Here is a 22,800-nt window from a genome sequence, read left to right on the forward strand (position 1 = left end):
TGCTGCACCCGCAGTCGCACCTTGCGGGGTTCAGCGGGGTGCTGCAGGCGGACGCGTACGCCGGGTTCAACGAGCTGTACCGCGAAGGCCATATAAAGGAAGCGGCCTGCTGGGCGCACGCACGGCGTAAAATCCACGACGTGCACATCAGGACGCCGTCGGAGGTGACGACCGAAGCGCTGCACCGCATCGGGGAACTGTACGCTGTTGAAGCCGGTATCCGGGGCAAAAGCGCATCGGANCGNCTGGCCGTGCGNCAGGAAAAAACGGTGCCGCTGCTGANCGCGCTGGAAGGNTGGCTGCGGGAGAANCAGAAAACGCTGTCNCGNCACTCGGANCTGNCGANGGCGTTCGCTTACGCGCTCAATCAGTGGGNNGCGCTGAANTACTACGCNNGCGACGGCTGGNCNGAGGCTGACAACAANATCGCGGAAAACGCGCTGCGGACGGTGAGNCTGGGGCGGAAAAATTACCTGTTCTTCGGGTCNGANCACGGNGGNGATCGTGGCGCGCAGCTGTACGGGATAATCGGCAGTTGCCGTCTGAACGGCATCGATCCCGAACGTTATCTACGCCATGTGCTGTCGGTGATCGCGGACTGGCCGGTCAGTCGCGTCGGTGAGTTACTGCCGTGGCGCGTCACCCTGCCCGGAGAGTAATCTCCGGGTCATCCTGTCAATACGGTTCTCGCTGCACGCTTACTGTCATTCTGGGTAAACATAAAAATCAATACTCATCATTACTCACATATGTCGCACTGGATATGTCAGAAGGTGGATTTGAGCCTATATATCCAGACGCCTTTTCTCTCTTACGGTTGTGATAACTTTCTTCGTATATATTCCTGCGGTGAGCGATACCCCAACGCGCTGTGCGGGTGATGTTCGTTGTAATGACTGAACGCCACCGCCAGGTTCATCACCGCAACCTGGCTGTCTGGTTTCGGCATCACGCTGATGTAATCCCGCTTTATCGTCTTCACGAAGCTTTCTGCTATGCCATTACTTTCCGGGCTGCGCACTGCGGTCGTGCAGGGCTCAAGTCCCAGCATTCGGGCGAACGCCCGCGTTTCATGCGCCCTGTAGGCTGAACCGTTATCTGTCAGCCATTCCACCGGTTCTGACGGCAGATGCTGACCGAAGCGTTTTTCTACCGCACCCAGCATCACGTCCTGCACCGTTTCTTTGTCATAGCCACCTGTGCTTGCTGCCCAGTCGATAATCTCCCGATCGCAGCAGTCCTGTGCGAAGGTTATCCGGAGCTTTTCACCATTGTCGCAACGGAACTCGAACCCATCTGAGCACCAGCGCCGGTTGCTCTCAGTGACCGACACGCGCCCTTTGTGCGCTCGCTTCCTCTGGGGATCAGCAGGTTTACGCTCCAGCAGCAGGTGATAAGTACGCATAATCCGGTACACGCGTTTTGCGTTTACAACTGGAAGCGCGTCCTGTTCTGACTGTCGCCGCAGCAGCGCCCACACCCGGCGATAACCATATGTGGGTAGCTCAGCCACCATGGTATGTATCCGGGATAACACCGCCGTATCGTCAAAACTGGCATGCAGCCTGCGATCCTGCCAGTCTGGCGAACGGTGGACCCTCAGACTCAGCTGCGCACGCGACACTCCAATACTGCGGCTGACGTCGCTTATTCGTCTTCCCCGGGCAACAAGGGCGCATGCGCAATCCATTTTTTTGTCCGGCCGAACTCCACAGCCTCTTTGAGGATTTCGGCTTCCATCGTTTTTTTGCCCAGAAGGCGCTGAAGTTCCCGGATTTGTTTATTGGCAGCAGCAAGTTCGGAAGCGGGAACGACTTCTCCGCCTGAAGTCACGGCGGTCAGTGAGCCGTTTTCATATTGCCTGCGCCACTTGAAGATCTGATTAGCATTGATACCATGCAGCCGCGCGACGTGAGACACGGTCATGCCCGGCTCCATAGTCTGCTGAATAATGGCAATTTTTTCCTGCGGAGTACGGCGCCGACGCCGTTCCGGTCCTGATAACACTTCAACCATCTTATTATTCTGACTGGTGTTAAACATAGTTCCAAGACTACCTCTTATTTTAAGAGAGGCGAAGTGTCTGGTGATTTAAGGGGCTAATCTAATAATATGACTACTGTTCTTGATTTTTTCTCATCGTGACTGGGCACTTTCCCGTGAGACAGCATTTTAGCTCGATTATTTTAAGAGTACATGATACGGGCAAAGCCGGAGACTTAGCAGATAACTGAAAAAAACGACAAAGTTCAAAAGTGCTCCTGAGTGGTACCATAACGGTATTTAAACGGTGTCATTATGCAATCAAAGAGGCTCAATCACCTCAAACTGCTCATCTTCCGTTAAACCACCGGATTAACTTTGTTCAGAGTCGAGGGGCCCATCTACTGTCTTGTTTTCGGACATCAGATACTCATGTTGCAGATACGTTATCGGGCGGATTCAACATCCAGTGCAACATTTGTAGCCATACTTTGAGGGCTGAGATCCGTCCCAAAATCAAACCCAAATAATTTTCCAGTTAGTGTCGGTGTTGATACAGGTCGGTACTCATTCGCGATTCAAAGCCCCCTCTCCTTTCAAACTCACGATTAGCATCGTATATACATGACACACCGGGGATTACACTAAAAAGGTGTATAACTGGTGTCATAAATGAACGCATTTAACACCATAATGGTACCATTATGGTGTTATGTTTGAGTAAAAACCTCATAAAGGCACTTCTATACTATTGAAGTGTGGGTCTCGGTCAGTTTCATATAAAACTTATGCGCAATACCTTCTGTTAACTTGAAGCTTGGTACTCCAGTTCACAACGTCTTTAGCTCTGCTTAGAAACCTGCCAACAGAAACAGAGTTACATATATCTATTCATTTATTGCGATCACTCAGAGCATGCCTTATCACACCCAGCTAAGATTCCCGCTGGACTGAAACAATGGTGATTGTTATGGAAGTCCAATGACCATCTCGTCATTGGATGAAAATAAAACCAGGGATGTTACGAAGGATGCCAGAATTCAGTTTTATGAAAGTAAGAGGCTCAATTACGGATTCGTATTAATACTGTATTGGTACCAATTTGGATTCGATTTTACTCCTTTACGGTGTCAAACACTTCCTGTTTACTTCTGTGGAATTGCCAACTACTGAATGTCCGCTCTTTTGATTACCCAGTAACTCAGGTATAGAGACTCTGGTTGCTTGATTTGCCAAGAAGGATTCGGCTTTCCAATACTGCTCTGCACCGCTCTGCCACAGCTATTGGTTAACGTTGAAGGGTAACATTGATCACCAGGAGATAAGAATGGGAACAACCAGAAAGGCACCAATATAACACAATTAATATTCCTTATTGGTACCATTTTAGTTCCTTTTTAGCATCAAAATCTCACCTGCAAATACTGTATTCCTTATACCCTCTCTTCAGGAACTGCAACCCACCATAGATACAGGTTATAGATTGATTTGATACAGCACAGATAATATTGTGGTTGTGTGGTTCAGCTTATTAGCTGCGGCCTGTAATCGTGTCCGATCATGGAAAGTGTAGATCAGCACGTGTGATGCGGGTGACCCTGATGATAAGAAAAACGGTTCGCAAAATATCAGCTAAAAGGCGATCCTGGGATACAAAAAGAGATAATTTTGAATCCTTAATGGTACCAATATGGTTTATATAAGGATTCAGTAATAGGCTTTGATCAACAATACCGGTTGAGGATGAACCTGCTTGCCTGCTTATTCAGATATGGCCCTCGCGTCTACTACAAAGCTCTTACTACGCTGGAAAATGCTGATAAGGGACAGGTAAAGTTCCTGCAGCGTTGTTCAACCACCATACCCAAGTCTCAATGTGAATTGATTTTTGCACATTTAGAATAGCACACACAGGAGCCATTAAGGCGTATGATTGGTACCAATAAAACACCAGAAATGAGTTAATCAGGAGCCATTTATCACATTATGAATTTTTCCAAGCCCAGCTATCTGACTGATAAATAATTTTGAAGCCATGGATCTTTTGAAGAGATAGTACAGAGCGATAAGGATTCATTTTGGTGGTAAAACAGGATTGTCATTGATCCTTATTGGTACCATATTGAATCCTTGGTGAGGTTAATTTAAATCCTTTATGGCACAACATAAGCACCATCCTCTTTGTTTTCTGTACGTTTGTTAAGAGTGGAATTTTAGTTCTCCATGGTGGGACGTCATTGCCTGTTTTTGGTGAGACAAAAACTTCTATTCGTTAATGACACCTTGACGGGATTAAAAGAACGGATACAAGTCCTTATGCCAACTTACGTACACAGCATTGTTATGAATGCACATAGCGCTGGTGAGGATACAAGTTTACCCCTTTCTTCATATCGTCCAGTTAATGCCAGTAAATGCGTCGTAGCTCTGCGCTGAATTTATACGCCTTCTTTCTAGTCATCAGGCAGGGCAGGATACGGAGAATAATAACGGTGTTAATATAATGCTAAAAAAGAACCAATTTGGTACCAATACAACTCCTTAGAGGAACCATTTTAACTTTTTTAATCAGGAAAAACGCCTGATGACATAGGTCATGCAGCTTTCAGGCGGAATATACCGGTGCTTACTGCAAGGCTTTACCTGACAGCACATCAGACCTATAAGCGAGCTGAAACTGGTTGTAAAAACTGGAGAGGAGAATTGTCGTTCATGAGGGCAATACTTCACTCAGGTGAAGGGAAAGGATTGTGAAGGCAGCCGGAGAGGGCGTGGTTGATGTTATGATTACCAGTATAAAGGCTCACGAATAACTCCTTATTGGTACCATAAATGGCCCATAAAGGATTAAATCATGATCCATTATGGAGCCTTATTAGACTAATCTTTCATGATTTTTAACCTATGACGCTCGCACATTCTTTCTGCCCCTCTGAACCTATACTTCTTTATTGGTCGCCAGGTGGCGTTAGAAATGACGTACATCTCAGCAGATACGATTTTCTGACAGGGCTGGTCAGAGAGGAAAAATGAGGAATATTCTTTAGGAACAGGTAAGTACTGATCACAGCTACCACTTGTTCATGCAAGTAAGATATCTTCCAGATGCCAAAAAGGAAAGAAGGCGGGTTATGCGTATTATAAAAGGGGGAGGGCAGGGCGGTAGTTGAGGGGGGGGCTATATTACACCAACTTGGTACCATTTTGGTATTTTTATGGAGCCATTTATGCAGCACATTTATACCTCTTTAATCAGCCAGCTATCAGTCTGTCGGAGGAGTCACTCAGTTAAAATCAATGATGCTCAAAACCCTGACAGAATCAACAGTAGCAGGAACCGGGATATGCCATAAGAACCACGACAACAACAAATAAAAATGGCTGGGCAGATAATGTTAAGAGCAGAATTCAAATCAATAAAAAGGCTCACTTATTGAGCCTTAATGGTACCAGAATGGATTCATTCAGATGCAATAATGGTGCTAAATTAATCCTGCTTTTTCAGCTTCACGTAAAATTGCCTGGCGGAGCATGTTCAACATCGAACGACCTTCATGCTTACTCAGTTTTTCAAGTACCTGATACTCATATTCATTAAAAGGCACCCGGATATTTTTATAACCGCGTTTGGCATTCTTGTTCAGTTCTTCTGGCTTAGTTTTCTCACCAGGATTGAGATCAGCACCATCGGCAAAAGCCTGAATTTTCTTTTCCAGTTCCGGATCAGCGTTGGCAGCAGCATTGCCAAATTCACGAGTACGTGGTTTAACCATTAGAACAGCTCCTTTACCAGTAACTGAATTTCGGCCTTTGCTTGAGAATTGTTCATTTCCACAACCCCTTTACCTTCAGACAATGCATCACGGTACACTTTTCTGTCACGAACAATCGTACGCATCAATTCCATCTGTGGATATTCGGCCAGGTATTCTCTGGCTTCTCTGGTTTCATTGATGACGGGGTTCGATGGGGCCATAGTGATCATCGCGCGAACTTTCAATGTCGGATTCATATCGCTGGCAGCCGTGATCAGTTCTTCCATGCGTGGTAATAAATCTAAATCAGCCTGTGAAGGTCTGAACGGCACTAACAACACATCGGCGGCTGTCATTCCAGTACGGAGTTCACGGCTATCACGTCCGGCAGTATCAACCACCACCACCTCATAACGCTGGGCCATGTCCAGAATCGTTTCACGGATGTTGTCGAATTTCTGAATTGAGTGAATGACAGGCAGGCTTTCGTTTCTGTTGCGATCGCTAATCCAACGGGAAGCTGTACCTTGCTTATCAGCATCAATCAACATTACGTCTTTGCCCTGACGTGCAAGTTCAGCGGTGATGTTACAGCTCAATGTTGATTTACCACAGCCGCCTTTCTCATTACCCAATAGTACAATCATGGAACCAATCCTGCGCAATTTTAGTGTTAAGTTGGTATCAATTTAGTGTTGAAACTTTTACTGGTCAAACAAAACTGTATCTATTGCATAAAAAAATGGTATACGACATCATTTTGGTACCATTATGGTTACAAAAACAATCCTTAATGGTGCTATTTAGGGTTTAAAAAGGTGTAATAAAGGCTCATTTTTCGTGCCTACAATATGTAAATATTAACCTCGGTCATTGATAGCTGCGCAAACAAAATGGCCTTAATCAAGTGCAGTTGGGCAAGGGTATCGCAAAGGCTGTGACCCGCTTCCACGTTGATTGACACATCAAGATGTGAGTAATGTTCCCATCAGCAACGTGAGGAAGTATCTATCGCGACGCGTATTTCCAACGAACAGATCATCAGTACTTTCCATGAGGCTGAAGCCAGAATTCCTGCCAGTGAGATTTCCCGTAGGCATGCCACCTCATGAGATAGCTGCTCCACAAGGTTAAAATTTGAGAGGGCATGGAAGTACCGGAAGTAAAGCAGCAGAAGTATCTTGAATAAGAGAACGAAGGTCTGAAGACGTTGCTCGGTGAGGCAATGCTTTATCAGGGAGTGTTTCAGTTAGATCTGGGGAGAAAGCACTGGCGACAGAACAGGGAAACTGAAAAGTCATGTGAAAAATAAGATTTGTGGCAGCAATTGACCACAGTGGTGTATCTGTTTGTATTTAGTGAACTGATACGTTGGCGATGTGGCTACTGTGTCGGCGTGACGATTTTCATATTAATCACTCATTTTATTAGCTGAACGGCCCGGTGGTATAACACGTGAGACGCCGTAGGGGACAGGTAACTGGGCAGTTTTAGTCGCAGTGTCCGGATGCTCGTCACCTGATGTGGTCAAGAGATTTTATCACTGATGTACTCGCCCGTGTTAGAGGCTCAAATGCATGACGATCGGCGCAGCTTATGTTGCTCCTGAGGTGTGTACAGAACGAAGCTGTACACGCCGATGAACTGAATGCCCGGAGTACATTTTATTTTGAGAGTTTGTTATCAGAAAAGATGCAAGACGGTACCGCTCACTGCTTTGATCATTTGAGTAAAGTGTAGTTTTGACCCAAGACCTGACGACGATGCTTTGGAGCTTAGGATATTGATATCAAACCAGACTTTTGACTGACCACTATAGAGAGTTGTTTCACTCGCCACAGTAGTCTTCTGTTTTCTGGTAAAGGTTGGGTGAGATTAAATGAAGTGTGCTGTTGTCCCTCTATTCCGGAGTGAATCATTTTTCATATACTCTCTATAGTAGTCATTTACTCACTATAGTGGTCATTGAAAGAGGCTCTTTTCGGGCGTGATCAGATTTTAATTTCGTGTCAGTCCAGATTACGATCATGATTCCTTCCAGAGTGAACCCACCGGGTCGGTTTCAACAATTTGACAAGCAGGGCAACAACGCCAGTTGCATGTCAGCACAGATATGACTTTTCCCCGTTATCCACAGGCCCGATCCAATTATTCGATCCTAATATGATCCTAGTTAGATCCCTAACAGATCCCACTTGCTCTGAAACCCTTGATAGATATGGTCTGGAGAGGGTTTAATGACTGCTGTAGAGAGAAAAATGACTACTGTATTAAGCTATTTGACCGCTACAGAGAGTGTTGATGACTGCTATGTTGAGCCGTTCATGACTACTATAGCGAGTAACTGCCTGATTTGGTTGTTTATAAGTCAAAACGTATGAAATCTGATCTAAATAGAGTCCTCACTGCTATCAACTGATTGCTCAAATTCTCTTCCATTGAGTTTCATAGAGTTATGCACACTAAACCGGGAATCAAAATCATAAAAAAAGCCGTCAAAAATGGTCGTGAAATCCGATCCAATAAAAGATCCGCTAGGACTGCAGATGCTCGATTGCTCAATGCATTAACTAAGAGAATGATTTTAATAATATTTCAGATGAATTGACTGCTATGGAGAGTAAGAAAAGACTTCTGTGGTGAGTTGAATGACTACTATAGAGAGCAATTAAACTGCTGTAGTGAGTAGAATAACCGCTGTAGTGAGTGATAGTATCCCAATATCGAGTAACGGCGATCATCGCTTGTTCAGATCACGGATTTTTCAAATGCCGAAAAAAGAACAAGAAAACCAACTGATAGCTGAGGCTTTCAGCGAAACGGATAAACGAACCGGTGAGGTTGTTCACCTTACGCCTAACAGTAATAACACCGTTCAACCGGTTGCGTTAATGAGACTGGGACTCTTCGTTCCGACGCTCAAATCTACCGCCAATGGCAGAAAAAATCAGTTATCCACCATGGATGTGACTGATGAGCTGAAGCAGCTGACGATCGTTAAAGCCGAAGGATATGAGAATATCAAGATCACCGGTGCCCGTCTCGACATGGACAACGACTTCAAAGCATGGGTTGGTATTATTCATGCGTTTGCCAAGTATAAGGTGCTGGGAGACAGCGTTACGCTGCCTTTCGTCGATTTTGCCAAACTCTGTGGTATCCCATCACTTCGTTCTTCTGCGAAGCTCAGAACACGTCTGGAAGCCTCTTTAACGCGTATTGCGACGAATACCATCCACTTCACTAATAAAGAAGGGGAGTATTACGTTACGCACCTTGTCCAGTCTGCAAAATACAGCATGAAAAATGACACTGTCACCTTGCAGGCGGATCCTAAGATCTTCGAACTGTATCAGTTTGATCGTAAGGTACTGCTTCAGCTCCGTGCCATTAACGAATTGGCCCGTAAAGAGTCCGCTCAGGCGCTTTACACATTTATTGAAAGCTTGCCCCCGGATCCTGCTCCTGTGTCAATGCAGCGCTTGCAGGCGCGTTTAAATCTGACTTCACGCCCAAACACCCAATATGCGACCGTCAGAAAGGCAATGGAGCAGCTCAAGGAGATTGGCTATCTCGATTACACCGAGTTCAAGCGCGCCAGTACTGTCTACTTCTCAATTCATTATCGACAGCCTAAGCTCAGGCCGGCAAATATTCCTCTGAGCCTTCCTGAACTCGGAGAGGACGACCTCGATAGTGAAATTGAAATCGTCCCGGTTAAGAAGAAGGTGAGGGCGAAAACGACAGTGAAGAAAACGAAGGAAGCGCCTGCAGGCAAAATGGTTATGCTCTCTGATGAGGAACTTGCCATCTTAGAGACCATCAGGAAGACCAAGAAAGCTGAGTAGGCAAGTTAGCGACAATCTGCTGAAACCTATCACCGAACGCTGAAGTGAGTTTTACTCGCTACAGCGGTTTTTTGCATTCCACTCCTGAACATATCCAGATTACAGCTCGCTATAGCAGTCTTTTTCTCTCGCTATAGTGGTCAATTTTGCCCTGGAAAGAAACTGCTGTAGAGAGAAAGATGACTTAAAACCGGCAAAAGATGACCGCTATAGAGAGAGGTTTTTGAAAACGTTAGCCTGCCATTGCACAACCCCCCTGGTACTTACTAACCTGACAGGCCTTGGTGTACATGATGTTAGTAATCACTAACATCAAGGGGCACGTTTAAAATGAACTGTTCTCCTCCACATCAAAATGCACGTAAGAATCGCAATATTCTTTTAATTCTCACCATAGCAGTCACCCCTGATGCTGTTGTTGCTCTCCATAGTAGTCATTCTGAAAAACTCTCGTTACTCTCCACAGTGGTCATCATGGGAATGGATTGTCTCTCGCCTGTTCTGGGCAGTCGGCTCAGTATTTTGCATGAGTTTTTATGGCGTCAATTGGCGAACATCGACTCCCTCTCTCTAAGACCTTGAATGCCTTCGTCAGACTTAACTAGCTCGGCCCCGATCCGGCAGAAAGTATTTCTCCTCACGGCGAGGATTTGTCGACCCCCCAAACGGAAGTACTGCTCTCTTTAAAACATTCGGTGATGGAAAATCCGCGCTATGTCCTCAGACACATGGTTCCTGGCTTCGTATGTTAGCAAATCATGATATGCCTACAGATCTCCACGAGGTTTTCAATCTCCAGACTACGGTTTGTCTTCGTCGAACGGCCTCCCCATCTTCAACTGTAATAGCCACTTTTATATCACTTAAAAGTGATCAATACATCATGGATTATTGTCGACAATGATTGGTTGTATGTTGGTGCATTCTCGCGTTTTCAAGATCAAATTTGGTGCATTACCTTGAAATTTCTTTCTGTGATGAGATGGGGATAGAATTTTGTCAGTGAATGGATTTAATTTTTAATACATTAAAAAACAATGTAATGAATAAAAATTCAGTGAATAAAAATTGAGTTGGAACGAACCTGGATCGCTTCCTGCAATAACGCATTAACCTGGTGCAAATTGGTGCCAATCGACAATTAAACGTCGACATATTGTCATCAATAAGATTCTCCCAATGAGCGAGCACCGGGTAACGCCTGTATTTAACGCAGTGCGTACTTCTTACGCCTGCTACATCGCAACTTATGTCATCTGTCGGGGAAGCTTTATGAAAACAAGTAAACGCATGAGTTCTCGTTCTTTGATGTCTTTTTTGATTGCAAGCACCATTGTTATCTCTGGTTTCACCATCCTGAATGCAGCGAAAGCTGAAACTGATAAACCAGTAATTGGTTTATCCAACTCCTATTACGGGAACACATGGCGACGCCAGATGGTGAACTCTTTTGAGGAAGAGGCAAAAAAAGCCAAAGAACAGGGACTGATTGCTGACTATGTTGTTTTCAACAGTGATGGTACTGCTGCTCAGCAGAGCAGCCAGGTGGCACAATTGATCCTGAAGGGAGTTAATGCCATTGCTATCGATGCCGCATCCGAGACAGCACTCAATGGTGTTATCGAGAAGGCCTGTAAAGCTGGAATTAAAGTTGTCTCGTTTGATTCGGTTGCCTCAGCGAAATGCAACACACAACTGCCGTTCGACTTCGCGGGATACAAACGGGAACAGACCGAAGCCACTCTGAAGCAAATCAACTACAAAGGGAATGTGATCATTGTTCGTGGCGTAAAAGGGAATGTGCCGGATATGCTCATTTCCTCAGCTCAGAATGAGATTTTGAAAAAATATCCTGACGTTAAAGTGGTCGCTACCGTTTATGGCCAGGCTACGGCTTCGGTTGCCCAGTCGGCAGTAACGAATGTGTTGCCATCCCTGCCGCACGTTGATGCGGTGTTGGCGCAGGGCGGCAGTGACGATATCGGTATTGCCCAGGCGTTTGAGCAATTTGGCGGTAGTTATAAAACCAAAATGCCGGTCATCGAAGGCGGAGGCAGCTCCAACTTTATCCACTGGTGGGCTAAGCAACGTGAAGCGAATGGTTACAGCACTACATCGATGAACGTTACACCTGGTGTCGGCGGCGCCGCATTCTGGCTGGCATATGAGATGGCAATCGGTACCAAAGTTCCGGCAAAAATGATCATGCCGGTGGTGACAGTGACCAACGACACCCTTTCCCAGTTCACTCATCTTCCTGATGGCGTCATCGTCAGCCCTTCCTACGACCTTACGTGGGTGAAGAGTAACCTGCTGCAACCCAAATAAGCCTCTGAACGAGTGTGCACCCATGTTGCCGGGTGCACAGCTCAGTCATGTTTATCAGGAGTGAATGATGGAATTGAATACACAACAACAAAGCTTTGATGCCGCTTCGGTGACTGATATTGGGAGCCAGAAAAATAAAGCCGCATTGCAAATGGTGTCTGTCAGCAAAACCTACGGTACGACCAAAGCAAATGCAGATGTAAATCTTCATCTTAATGCTGGCGAAATACTGGGTCTGGTAGGCGGGAACGGGGCAGGTAAGTCGACCCTGATGAAGATCCTGACGGGAGTTGTTCCACCCGATTCCGGAAACATTCTGCTGGATAATACCTGGATTGGGTTGGCTGAGTACGACGCCAACGAAGCACGTCGCCTGGGGATTCGTATTGTTCACCAGGAGCTTTCGTTATGTGACAACCTCACCGTCGCGGATAATTTTTTCATCGAGTCACCCTCACAGGCTGCATCAGGTCTCGGTTGGAAAAAACCCTATATCGACCATGCGCGTGATGCACTCGATCTGATTTTCCCCAATCATGGCATTAATGTTGAATCACGGGTGGAAAATCTCTCGATCAGTCAACGGCAGATGGTAGAGATTGTCAGAGCGATTACCGGACCAGGCGCGAGAATCGTGGTGTTGGATGAACCGACATCATCGCTGGATAAAAAACGCAGTGCGCAATTTCGCCACTATATTTTGCGCAAAGCCGCCGAGGGCATGGCATTCATCCTCATCAGCCACAAACTCCAGGAAATCGTTGAAACCTGTGATCGCGTCATGGTCATGCGCAATGGACGTGATATCCCTGGCGTGGGTAACGAAGAGATTACTGTCCCTCAGTTGATTAGTGCGATGGGTGGACAAAGCGAATCTCAGTCACATGAAAGACGAGCAAGGCGTGCAGCCGCTCAAAAGTCCTCGCGAGTAATAGGCCGTATTGAAGCTCCGGAAACTGTTGATAATCCGATCGAATTAAGGACGGGAGAGATCATCGGACTGGCCGGGCTTGAGGGAGCCGGCCAGCGTACTTTCTTACGCTCCTGGTACGAGCAGCAACGCCAGACAGGAAACAGTATCGCATACGTGTCAGGTGACCGGCAGAAAGAGGGTATCTTTCCGCTTTGGAGCGTACTCACCAACATTACCTTTGGTCAGTTTGTCAAATCTCCCAATCTTTGTTTTCTCGGTGCTTCAGCAGGTATTGAACGTGCGGAGAAAGCGAGCCAGGAACTGAAGCTGGATCAATCCCGTTTTTCTTCACTGATTGGGGATCTGTCTGGTGGCAACCAGCAGAAGGCTTTGGTCGCCAGGGCATTAGTAGGGGAAGGGGAAACCATCCTGTTTGATGATCCTACCCGTGGTGTGGATGTTGCGGCGAAGGATGATTTCTATGAAACCATTACCAATGTCGTCAATGACGACAAACTGGTGCTCTGGTACTCGACTGAAGACATTGAATTTCTCGAATGCGATCGCGTATTGGTATTCAAAGATGGCCGTATCGTCCGGGTGCTGGAGAATGAAGATATTTCCCTGGATGCCATCATTTCCAGTTCATTCAGCGAAACCACAACCCAACCGAAGAAAGTAACAGAGCACAAACGTTCTCACGGGATGTTGACGCAGTCAGCACCTTTGCTGGGCCTCATCATCATGTTTGTTGCCCTGGGAGTGCTGAATCCAGCGGCGGCTTCTCTGATGGGGGTGGATCTGTTGCTGACGCCATCCATCGTGCTGGTGTTGGTCGCGCTGGCGCAGATGTTTGTTGTGGGAGGAAGTGAGATAGACCTGAGCGTTGGTGCTTTCACTGGTCTTATAAACGTACTGACAGCGATGTATCTGGTGGATAACCCCGGAATGGCGATCCTGGCGGTTACCGCTTCTCTCATCGTCTATGCCTCTCTGGGAACTCTTATTCAGCGCAGAAAAATCCCCTCGATTGTTCTTACTCTCGGTAGCTCTTTTGTCTGGGCTGGCACCAGTTATACGTTACAACCCGTACCTGGAGGCAGCAGCCCGGAATGGCTAAGCAATTTTTTTGCCTGGCATATTGCCGGTTTTCCAGGATCAGTAATTTTGATTATTGCACTCGCAGTGATCGCTGTCTTGATTGACCGCTCACGTATGGGGGTGGCGTTGCGTGGATTTGGCGGTAATGCCGCAGCGATGTCACGCACTGGTTGGTCAGCCACTAAGTACGCTTTCCTGCGTTATGGGATTGCCGGTGTTTTTGGCGTGCTGGCCGGTTTTGCTCTGACGGGTATCAGCGGTGCCAGCGATCTGAACTCATCCAGTTCTTTAACACTTGTCAGTGTTGCGGCGGTAGTGGTCGGAGGCAGTGCATTAATGGGGGGAATGATTTCTCCGGTTGGTGCGGTGGCAGGTGCTTTGATACTCGCACTAACGGGCGCTTTGTTAGGTGCATTGAATATTGATACAGACTTTAATGCTGCCGTTCAGGGGTGCCTGCTCATCACGATGCTGGTTGTTCAAACACTATTAAAACCGAAGAAAAGAGGTGCCTGATGTTGACTCAATTCACCGCTAAACATCGTTGGGTATGGTCATGTGCGGGTACGCTGTTGTTATGGGGTGCACTCTCGCTGGTGACCGGACAGTTCAGCCTGAGCAGTCTCTCCGGTATGGCAATGTCTGCCAGTTTTCTGGTCCTGGCGGCGTTGGGGCAGACTTTGGTTGTGACATCGGGCCGTGGAAACATTGATTTATCCATTGCAGGCGTAATCACGTTCAGTGCTTTCGCTGCAAATTATATGAGCCAGTTCCACTCATTCACATGGTTCGCCGTGATCGGCATCGTACTTGTCATCGGCCTCGTTACCGGGCTGGTTAATGCCATATTGGTGGTCGTGTGCCACATCCCAGCCATCATTGCCACACTTGCAACGGGGTACATACTCGCGACCTGTGCACTACTTACCAATCGAGTGATGCCTTCATCCAGCCTCCCGACCGCCATCAAAGTGCTATCGTCTGGCCATACTGCATCAGTACCAAATATTTTTATCCTGGCACTGGTTGCCGTAGGTCTGGTCGGGTTGCTACTTAATTTTACCGTATATGGGCGCAAACTGGCTGCGGTGGGGCAGAACGAACAGGTCGCTCAGTTAGCCGGAGTTAACAGCAAACGCATTATGGCGTCATCGTTTGTCATCTCCTCATGTATTACCGCAATAACCGGCCTGTTACTCGCAAGTTATGTGGGTGGTGCATTCCTGGAAATGGGGACGTCATACACCCTGCAATCTATAGGTGCTGTGGTGCTGGGAGGCTCGTTGATATTTGGCGGCTGCTCAACGGCATTGGGCACATTCTTTGGCAGCGCCGTACTTATTCTTATCGTGACCACGGCTCAGATCGCAGGACTGCCAGCAGGCGCGCAGGATGTTGTTCAGGGTATTGTGATCATCGCGGTTCTTTTCCTGGCTAGCGGGAAAAAACAGACATCAAAATTAAAAGTAGCCTGATAAACCTGATTTCACGGAGAAGATATGCAGCACATTGAAATCTACCATCGCGATTTTTTGCGTTACATTCTGCCGCAATGCCCACTGGTCAAATTGCATTCTGGCATGGCCTGGACAGAAGGACCGGTTTATTTTGCTGATACCAAAACGTTAATCTGGAGTGACTCACCAAATCACCGCCTCATGAAACTTGATGAAGTCAGTGGCAGCGTCAGCATCCTGCGTGAAAGTTCGAATTATGCCAACGGCAATACCCGCGATATGCAGGGCCGGCTGGTTAGTTGCGAACATGCCACACGTAGTATTTCACGGACAGAATACGATGGCAGCATAGTTACCCTCGTCGATAGCTACGAAGGGCGACCACTGAATTCACCCAATGACGTGGTGGTGAAGTCCGATGGGACTATCTGGTTCACCGATCCGACCTATGGCATTAGTGCAGAGTATGAAGGTGGAGTTGCGGTACCTGAGCAGGAAAAACGAAATGTCTTTCGTTTCGACCCACGTGACAACAGTTTGCGAGCAGTGGTTGATGACTTTGCACAGCCCAATGGTCTGGCTTTCTCTCCTGATGAAAAGACATTATATATCGCAGATTCAGGCTTCTGGCCGAATCCGGACGATCCTCATCATATCCGCGCATTTGATGTTTCCGATGAGGGTTATCTTTCTAATAGCAGAGTCATTGTGGATGTCGAGCCGGGTATTCCAGATGGGCTTCGGGTGGATGCCTCTGGCAACTTGTGGATCAGCTGTGCCGATGGTGTGCTTTGCGCCAGAAGGACTGGTGAGCTGATTGGCAAAATTAAAGTGCCTGAGAACGTGGCCAACCTGTGTTTTGGTGGGGAGCGGCGTAACAGGCTTTATATCTGTGCGCATACATCGCTATATGCCATTTTCCTGAATACCACCGGTGCTTTTCGCCCATAGACATCACAAGATTTGAGTGAAAAGTCCTTCCTGAAAAGTTTTAGATCTCCTCACTTCAGCCAGTATTCAGGTAAGTGGCTGAGGTGAGTATTTCCGGTGTTTCATTGCATCAGGTCACGCCAACAAATTCCGCCGTCCGTACCCTCTTTTTGACAACTATTTTCGCAACGGAAAATCTGGAATTCGTTTTTGTAGATCAATCCATAATCATCTTGCTCAACATTGACCCGCTATAAGGGATGTTTCCGCACCAATTTGATGCCATTTTGCACCATTATGAAGCCGGGATCGTCATTTATGTGCGAAATGATGATGTGTAGATAAAATCAGATGGCTTTATTGTAGGACAAATTTATGGATTTATTCTATGTAAAACCAGTAAATTCACATGTGGCACGCCTCTTGCAGAGTAAAATCGTACCACAATTTCGCAATCAGTCAGTGTGGAGTGATGCGAACCCCCTAAATCTGAAGGAGTTAAGTTTATGGTCTCAAGGCGTTTGTTCCGTGATCGGTTTGTCTCTGCTCTGATTTTTCTGGTTATCTCCATCATATCATTTTCGTCTTCTGCAGCGACGCTGGATGAAATCAAAGCTCGTGGTTACATGGTTGTCGCGACGGAAGATGATTTTGCACCTTTTGAATTCGTTAAAGATGGAAAAGGGCAGGGTTTTGATTACGACATGTTGGCGGAGCTGAGAAAATATGCGCCTTTTGAAATTCGTCAGGAAGTGATGCCGTGGTCCGGCATTCTGCCTGGGGTTACGTCAGGAAAATTTGATGCAGCAATTACTGCTGTGAGTTTAACGGCGGAGCGCATGCAGGCGTTAAGCTTTACGCAACCCTGGGCGCTGGCAACGCATTATTCCATTATGCGTGCAGGTGACAAACGCGCTAAATCGCTGGAAGCGTTGAACGGACTTACCGTCGGTGTTCAGACAGGGAGTGCACAATACAGTCGTCTGAATGAGCTTAACGCCATGCTGGAAAAATCAGGTGGAAAAGTTGGTAAGGTAGTGACCTATCCCTCATACCCTGAGATCTATGCGGACCTCGCCAATGGCCGACTGGATTATGTTGTTAATACCCTGATTGGTGCCAATAGCCTGGTGAGCCAGCGCCCTGGTGTGTTTCAGGTCGGTGTGCCGGTAGCTGGTCCGGGTTATTACGCCTATCCAGTGAAAAGTGGCAACGATTCAGTACTGCAATTCCTGACCGGTTTTATCGAGCATATGCGTCAGAGCGGGAAACTGGCTGAATTGCAGAAAAAATGGTTCGGTCAGACCTTTGATAACCTTCCAGCTGGCTCAATCACCTCTGCAGATGAAGTTAAACGGCTGACCTCAGTTCACTGATGTAACCATCGTTAACCGCAAAGAGTAGGTGACAATTTATGGAATTATCAGACTGGTCTCTGCTCTTTGCAGGAGCATGGACAACGCTATGGATTTCCGGTTCGGCCATCCTTATTGGCATTCCGGCAGGGTTGGTACTGGTCCTGATCAGAGGATTAAATATCCGTTGGCTGAATCTTGTCATTGCCTTTTATATCAGTGTCGCCAGGGCCTCTTCGCTGGTGACATTGGTGCTACTGATTTACTTCGGTATCCCGTCATTTGGTATTGATTTAAGTCCACAGGCAGCTGCTATCCTGGCATTAACCATCAATACTACGGCGTTTAATGCCGAAATCTGGCGCAGTTCCTTCCAGGCTTTTCCGCGCGAGCAGATTGAAGCAGCTTATGCTGCGGGGATGACCAGATCTCTGATGCTCCGCAGAATCATCCTCCCTCAGATTATCGTCAGCAGCCTGCCGATGTTTATCAATGAAATGAGTCTGCTATTGAAATCAAGCCCGGCGGTTGCCGTGGTTGGTGTGGTGGATTTAACGCGTGTAACCAACCGTATTGCTGCTGTGACCTATGATGCGATGCCCTCCATACTTGCTGCCGGTCTGCTGTATATGGTGATGGTAGGAATAATGGTCTGGTTACAGCGTATTGCTGAAAACCGTGCCAGAAATCTTGTGATGTGAGGAGATGATGATGAATGCCCTTGAGATTATCTGGCAGCAAAGATCGGTATTTTTGAGTGGGTTTGCCAATACGATACTGCTTTTTGTCATTGCCGCTTTCTTTGCCCTGGTACTGGGCGTTTTCATTGTTCTGTTACTTGAAGGGAAGATGAATGCCCCGAGAAGACTACTGCGTCTAATCATGGACTGTATGCGTATGATCCCCTGTCTAATCTACGCATATCTGCTGTACTACGGGTTACCTTCTTTGCAGATTCGACTGGATGCATGGACGGCAGGTTGTATAGCCCTGTCAACCTATCACGCCGCGTATTTTGCGGAAATTCTGCGCGCTGCCAGAGCCGAGCTGCCACCGGGACAGGTTGAAGCTGCCCGCGCACATGGATATCGCACAGTCAAAATGGTGGGCAGGATCATCCTGCCGCAACTTTTTCTGCGCAGCGGACCCTTGCTGGGCAACCAGCTGATCATTTGCATGAAAGATACTGCCTATCTGGCAATTATTACCGTGGGTGAACTGACCAGTGCAGCAACTTCTGTCCAGGCCGAATACTTTATCCCGATGCAGGCGTTCATGTTTGCAATAGCGCTTTACTGGCTGGTTAGCCTGGTGATTGAAAGTGGTGTCAGAAAAATGGGGCGTAAAGCCTATTTCCGGGGAATGACAAATGAATAACACAACAATTCCGGCTGTAGAGATCCGGTCACTGTCCAAACAGTTTGATGGACATGAGGTACTACGGGATATCTCTTTATCCGTCGCCAAAGGTCAGACCGTGAGTATTCTTGGCCCATCAGGTTCAGGAAAATCCACGTTACTTCGCTGTATGAATTGGCTGGAGCAACCTACCACGGGGGAAATCCTGATTGCTGGTGAACGCATTGGCCTGGAGCGGGACGGTAAAACGCCGATGAGTAGCAAGAGCCTTGCCCGTATTCGCGCGCGTACTGCAATGGTTTTTCAGGGCTTTAATTTGTGGCCTCACCTGACCGTATTAGGGAATGTGATCGAGGCACCAATGCATGTCAAAGGCCTGTCACGTGATGTAGCAACAAAGTTAGCCACAGAATTACTGGAAAAAGTGGGAATGGGTCACAAGCGCGATACTTATCCAGCGATGTTGTCAGGAGGGCAGAAACAGCGTGTCGCGATTGCGCGTGCGCTGGCGATGCAGCCGGAAGTGATCCTGTTTGATGAGCCAACTTCGGCACTGGATCCTGAACTGGTGGGTGAGGTGCTGGGTGTTATCAGGGGACTGGCAAATGACGGCTATACGATGATTATCGTGACCCACGAAATGGAGTTTGCCCGCAAGGTGTCGGATGAAATTATCTTTATCGATCAGGGTTTAGTGGTTGAACGTTCGGCGCCCGAGCAATTCTTTGCTTCGGGCCACTCCGCAAGACTGACGCAGTTTTTAGGTAAGGCCAAATCCTGGTGAATCGATGGAGGGAGACATATCGATTCCCCCATTTATATATTACCGGGAGTGAAATCAGGTTGTTCCTTCTGCGACTCTCACCAGCCAGTAGAAAGGTTTGGCGATAAAGACTTGCCTGGGAAAGCTTGTTTTATACGGCTTTCCCGGCATGTCGGACAATCTTCTCGTGATTGACCTTGTCGCTATTCACCTAATTCTTACTACGATTCTCCCGTGGTACTGGCCCGACAACGCGCGAGTGCGGCGTATTGGCGCGGGGGGAGTTTCATGATGCGCTTGAATGCGGCACTGAAAGATTTTTCGGACTCGTAGCCGAGCTCAGAACTGATAGCCGAGATGGAGTCATCCGAACGTACCAGTCTGTTTGATGCCAGCGTCATCCGCCAACGAGTCAAATAGTCGATCGGTGATAGCCCCACGAGTTGTTTAAACCTTAGTGCGAAAGCGGTACGAGACATGGCGGCCTCTTTAGCCAGGTTTTGCACAGTCCAATTCGAACCTGGTCGCTCGTGCATCACGTTTATCGCTGCGCGAATGCGCTTGTCAGATAGGCCAAAAAGCCAACCGAGCGCGTTGCCTTGATTTACTGACAGTTGTAGCCGAAGTGCCCGGACCAACACCATCGTTGCCAACTGCTGAGCAACAATATCCCCACCGGGTTTTGGGTCCCGAATTTCCTGCCTCATCTGTTCAAGACACCAGCGTAACGTCGACGTGCTGGGTTCATCGCGGATGATCAACAGGGGAGGGAGCATGTCGAGTAGCAGGTCTGAATGACTCTCTGATAGGGTGAAATATCCGCCAATACTGAGGAATTCACCGCCCTGGTTATAGGTCACGATACGCCCATCCTGCACCCTCGGAAGTAGGGTGCTGATATCTACTGGCGCGACGGACATGTCACTCGCGAGGCAGAACGGCAGTCCGCGTGCGAGAAGGAAACATTCACCTTCGTGGACTTGCACGGGCTGGGGTTCACCTTCGACGAATACCCAACACCTTCCTGTAATGACTGCATGGAATTTGATGCCTCTGTGCGCACCAAACTGCACGGCCCATTCGCCTCCGGCATCAAATCCACCGGAGACGTAGCTGCGGAGTTTCAACAGAGACAACACATCAGATAAAGGGTCCATGAGAAATTGAACGAATGAATACCATTTCGGAACTATAGGTCATATATCGTACGGATTCAATGCCGTAATCTTCTGTTGCTACGACATGGGATGGGATAAGCGGATATTCGTGGTTATCGATACGCCGGCCTTCAGTGATCGAGCGCGAGCCCACTATTTCGGTGACGGAATTCCTGTTTCTGCCCCTGAATGATATTGAGAGGACAATAATGAGAGTATTTGTGACCGGCGCTTCGGGCTTCATTGGATCAGCTGTGGTGAAAGAGCTTTTGACGGCGGGGCATGAAGTTACAGGCCTTGTTCGTTCTGGCGAAGCAGCTGCTTCGCTTGAGGCCAAGGGGGTGCAGGCATACCGGGGAACATTCGAGGATACGAGCATTCTACGTCGGGCAGCCGCTGACGCAGATGGTGTTGTTCACACCGCTTTTTATCATGCGCTTTCGCAGGCCAGCTTAGATATTCGCCTTAGAATCCTGTTTGGTGGTAGTCCAGCGAAGATCGTAAATCGTTTCATCAATGAAGCCGTTGACGCGGAGTGTCGGGCGATTCAGGCTTTTGGCGGTGTACTTTCATCGAAGAAGGGTTCTTTGGTCATTGCCTTTCCGACCATGGCGCTCAAACCAGGACGCGTGGCCGAAGAGGGGGATGCCGCAGATCCAGCCTCGGTGGGAGGTGCCCGGGCAAAGTCAGAGCGTGCTTTGCTTGAATGGGTAAAAGCAGGAGTCAATGCATCCATTGTGCGATTGCCACCTTCCGTCCATGACGAGAATAAGCAAGGACTCGTCACCCAGCTGATTGAGATCGCACGAAAGAAGCGTGTATCAGTCTATGTGAGTGACGGTGAAAACCGCTGGCCAGCAGTCCATAAACTGGATGCAGCACGCATGTTCCGTTTTGCGCTTGAGGCTGGGAAGCCAGGTACCCGATATCACGCGGTGGCTGAGGAGGGGATTCCATTCCGTGAAATTGCGGAAGCGCTTGGTCGCGGTCTCAACATTCCAGTCATGTCGGTGCCCACGCAACAGGCGGCGCGGTATTTCGGCTGGCTCGCGCCATTCGTCACTGCGGACAACCCTGTATCCAGTGGCATCACCCAAGAGGATATGCAGTGGGAGCCAGAACATCCGTGTCTGATGCTTGACCTTGCGACCAAAATGCAACTATCTGGTTAAGGGGCTTTGTTTTCAGGTACAGGCGATAAGTGATAGCACGATCGCCCACTGTTGCCGATTCTCAACCTGCGCTCATTGCGCTGCTAGTCGCGATATCTCAATCCTTGCAGCAGAAGATTAATCATGCGCTGTGGCGTGTAGTTGATGTCATCTTCCCGACCGATACACAAATTGCCAATTGCACGGAGAAGCTCATACGGTTCGACTACGGAGGGAATCTCTCCTGATGCCACGGAGGCGTCAAGCAACTGCTTGCATACGGGCAGTAAGCGGTCGATGAAGTGTGTATGGAGTGCGGTGAAGCTCTCGCTATCCGATTGCATGGCGTTGGTAAGTCCATGCTTCGTCACCAGGAAGTCCACGAACACATTAATCCACTGGCGCAGGGCATCGAAGGGAGTACTGGCATCAGCCAGCAGACGAGGCCCTGCTGCGACACATTCCTCCACCTGATAGTGGAAGACGGCGACGATCAGATCGGCGCGAGTGGGGAAGTGTCGATAGATGGTTGCCGTACCCACCCCAGCCCTGGTCGCGATCTGCCGAATAGGTGCGTCAACTCCGGCAACAACAAAGACTTCCGCTGTAGCAGAAAGCAACTTTTCTTGATTGCGCAGGGCATCGGCGCGTCTCGGGAGAGCTGTCGGCACCTTGGGTGATAGGTATGAGCAAGTATCAG

At 48.0% G+C, this 22,800-nt stretch carries 16 protein-coding genes; 11 read left to right on the top strand and 5 right to left on the bottom strand.

The genetic code is table 11. The annotated features are described in order from the left end of the window. Positions 1-659, top strand: a 659-nt coding sequence (tnpC, locus tag CUN67_RS28460) for an IS66 family transposase (protein ID WP_208718846.1), incomplete at its 5' end; no start/stop codon positions are given. Between the two features lie 152 nt (positions 660-811). Here the strand turns inward: tnpC and CUN67_RS28465 are convergent. The 3 genes from CUN67_RS28465 to CUN67_RS28475 all read right to left on the bottom strand — a co-directional run bounded on the left by CUN67_RS28465 (position 812) and on the right by CUN67_RS28475 (position 6,385). Next, positions 812-2,016 (bottom strand): IS3 family transposase gene (locus CUN67_RS28465; protein WP_208718848.1). Its coding sequence is split into 2 segments (ribosomal slippage): positions 812-1,698 and positions 1,698-2,016, totalling 1,206 coding nucleotides; the frame shifts between segments, so codons are not numbered across the junction. Positions 2,017-5,465: 3,449 nt separating this feature from the next. Next, the gene (locus CUN67_RS28470) at positions 5,466-5,756 is read right to left on the bottom strand and encodes a hypothetical protein (RefSeq protein ID WP_208718850.1); all 291 of its coding nucleotides are present in this window, start codon (positions 5,754-5,756) and stop codon (positions 5,466-5,468) included. Then, positions 5,756-6,385: a division plane positioning ATPase MipZ gene (locus CUN67_RS28475; protein ID WP_208718852.1), complete on the bottom strand. Its 630-nt coding sequence runs from the start codon at positions 6,383-6,385 to the stop codon at positions 5,756-5,758. Before CUN67_RS28475 ends, CUN67_RS28470 begins: the two co-directional genes overlap by 1 nt. A 2,121-nt stretch (positions 6,386-8,506) precedes the next feature. Between CUN67_RS28475 and CUN67_RS28480 the strand changes: the two genes are divergently transcribed. From CUN67_RS28480 to CUN67_RS28520, 9 genes are all read left to right on the top strand, one after another. Continuing rightward, a complete protein-coding gene (locus tag CUN67_RS28480; RefSeq protein ID WP_208718854.1) occupies positions 8,507-9,586 on the top strand; it encodes a RepB family plasmid replication initiator protein in 1,080 nt (359 codons plus the stop codon). A 1,308-nt stretch (positions 9,587-10,894) separates the two neighbouring features. Continuing rightward, the gene (locus CUN67_RS28485) at positions 10,895-11,914 is read left to right on the top strand and encodes an ABC transporter substrate-binding protein (protein ID WP_208719581.1); all 1,020 of its coding nucleotides are present in this window, start codon (positions 10,895-10,897) and stop codon (positions 11,912-11,914) included. Between the two features lie 64 nt (positions 11,915-11,978). Beyond that, positions 11,979-14,444, top strand: a complete 2,466-nt coding sequence (locus CUN67_RS28490) for an ATP-binding cassette domain-containing protein (RefSeq protein ID WP_208718856.1) — start codon at positions 11,979-11,981, stop codon at positions 14,442-14,444. Beyond that, entirely contained in the window at positions 14,444-15,403 is a 960-nt protein-coding gene (locus tag CUN67_RS28495; protein ID WP_208718858.1) for an ABC transporter permease, read from the top strand. Before CUN67_RS28490 ends, CUN67_RS28495 begins: the two co-directional genes overlap by 1 nt. A gap of 24 nt (positions 15,404-15,427) precedes the next feature. Beyond that, a complete protein-coding gene (locus CUN67_RS28500) occupies positions 15,428-16,336 on the top strand; it encodes an SMP-30/gluconolactonase/LRE family protein (protein WP_208718860.1) in 909 nt (302 codons plus the stop codon). Positions 16,337-16,821: 485 nt separating this feature from the next. Beyond that, positions 16,822-17,691 carry a transporter substrate-binding domain-containing protein gene (locus CUN67_RS28505; RefSeq protein ID WP_208718862.1) on the top strand — a complete coding sequence of 290 codons (870 nt, stop codon included), beginning with the start codon at positions 16,822-16,824 and terminating at the stop codon, positions 17,689-17,691. A gap of 38 nt (positions 17,692-17,729) precedes the next feature. Further along, on the top strand, positions 17,730-18,371 hold the full coding sequence (locus CUN67_RS28510; RefSeq protein ID WP_208718864.1) for an amino acid ABC transporter permease: 642 nt from the start codon (positions 17,730-17,732) through the stop codon (positions 18,369-18,371). Between the two features lie 4 nt (positions 18,372-18,375). Next, positions 18,376-19,047 (top strand): amino acid ABC transporter permease, encoded by a 672-nt coding sequence (locus tag CUN67_RS28515; RefSeq protein WP_368389666.1) that lies wholly within the window; start codon positions 18,376-18,378, stop codon positions 19,045-19,047. Further along, the gene (locus tag CUN67_RS28520) at positions 19,040-19,813 is read left to right on the top strand and encodes an amino acid ABC transporter ATP-binding protein (protein ID WP_208718866.1); all 774 of its coding nucleotides are present in this window, start codon (positions 19,040-19,042) and stop codon (positions 19,811-19,813) included. Before CUN67_RS28515 ends, CUN67_RS28520 begins: the two co-directional genes overlap by 8 nt. 200 nt (positions 19,814-20,013) lie before the next feature. Here CUN67_RS28520 and CUN67_RS28525 read toward each other — a convergent pair whose 3' ends face one another. Next, positions 20,014-20,949, bottom strand: a complete 936-nt coding sequence (locus CUN67_RS28525) for an AraC family transcriptional regulator (protein ID WP_208718868.1) — start codon at positions 20,947-20,949, stop codon at positions 20,014-20,016. Positions 20,950-21,083: 134 nt separating this feature from the next. Here CUN67_RS28525 and CUN67_RS28530 point away from each other — a divergent pair, with 134 nt between their 5' ends. Beyond that, positions 21,084-22,121, top strand: coding sequence for an SDR family oxidoreductase (locus CUN67_RS28530; protein WP_254711446.1), 1,038 nt, complete (start codon positions 21,084-21,086; stop codon positions 22,119-22,121). A gap of 83 nt (positions 22,122-22,204) precedes the next feature. Here the strand turns inward: CUN67_RS28530 and CUN67_RS28535 are convergent, their stop codons facing one another. Next, the gene (locus CUN67_RS28535) at positions 22,205-22,771 is read right to left on the bottom strand and encodes a TetR/AcrR family transcriptional regulator (protein WP_254711447.1); all 567 of its coding nucleotides are present in this window, start codon (positions 22,769-22,771) and stop codon (positions 22,205-22,207) included. Between the last annotated feature and the right edge of the window lie 29 nt (positions 22,772-22,800).

This window comes from Pantoea cypripedii, from assembly GCF_011395035.1.
In the GTDB taxonomy this organism is placed as follows: Bacteria; Pseudomonadota; Gammaproteobacteria; order Enterobacterales; family Enterobacteriaceae; genus Pantoea; species Pantoea cypripedii_A.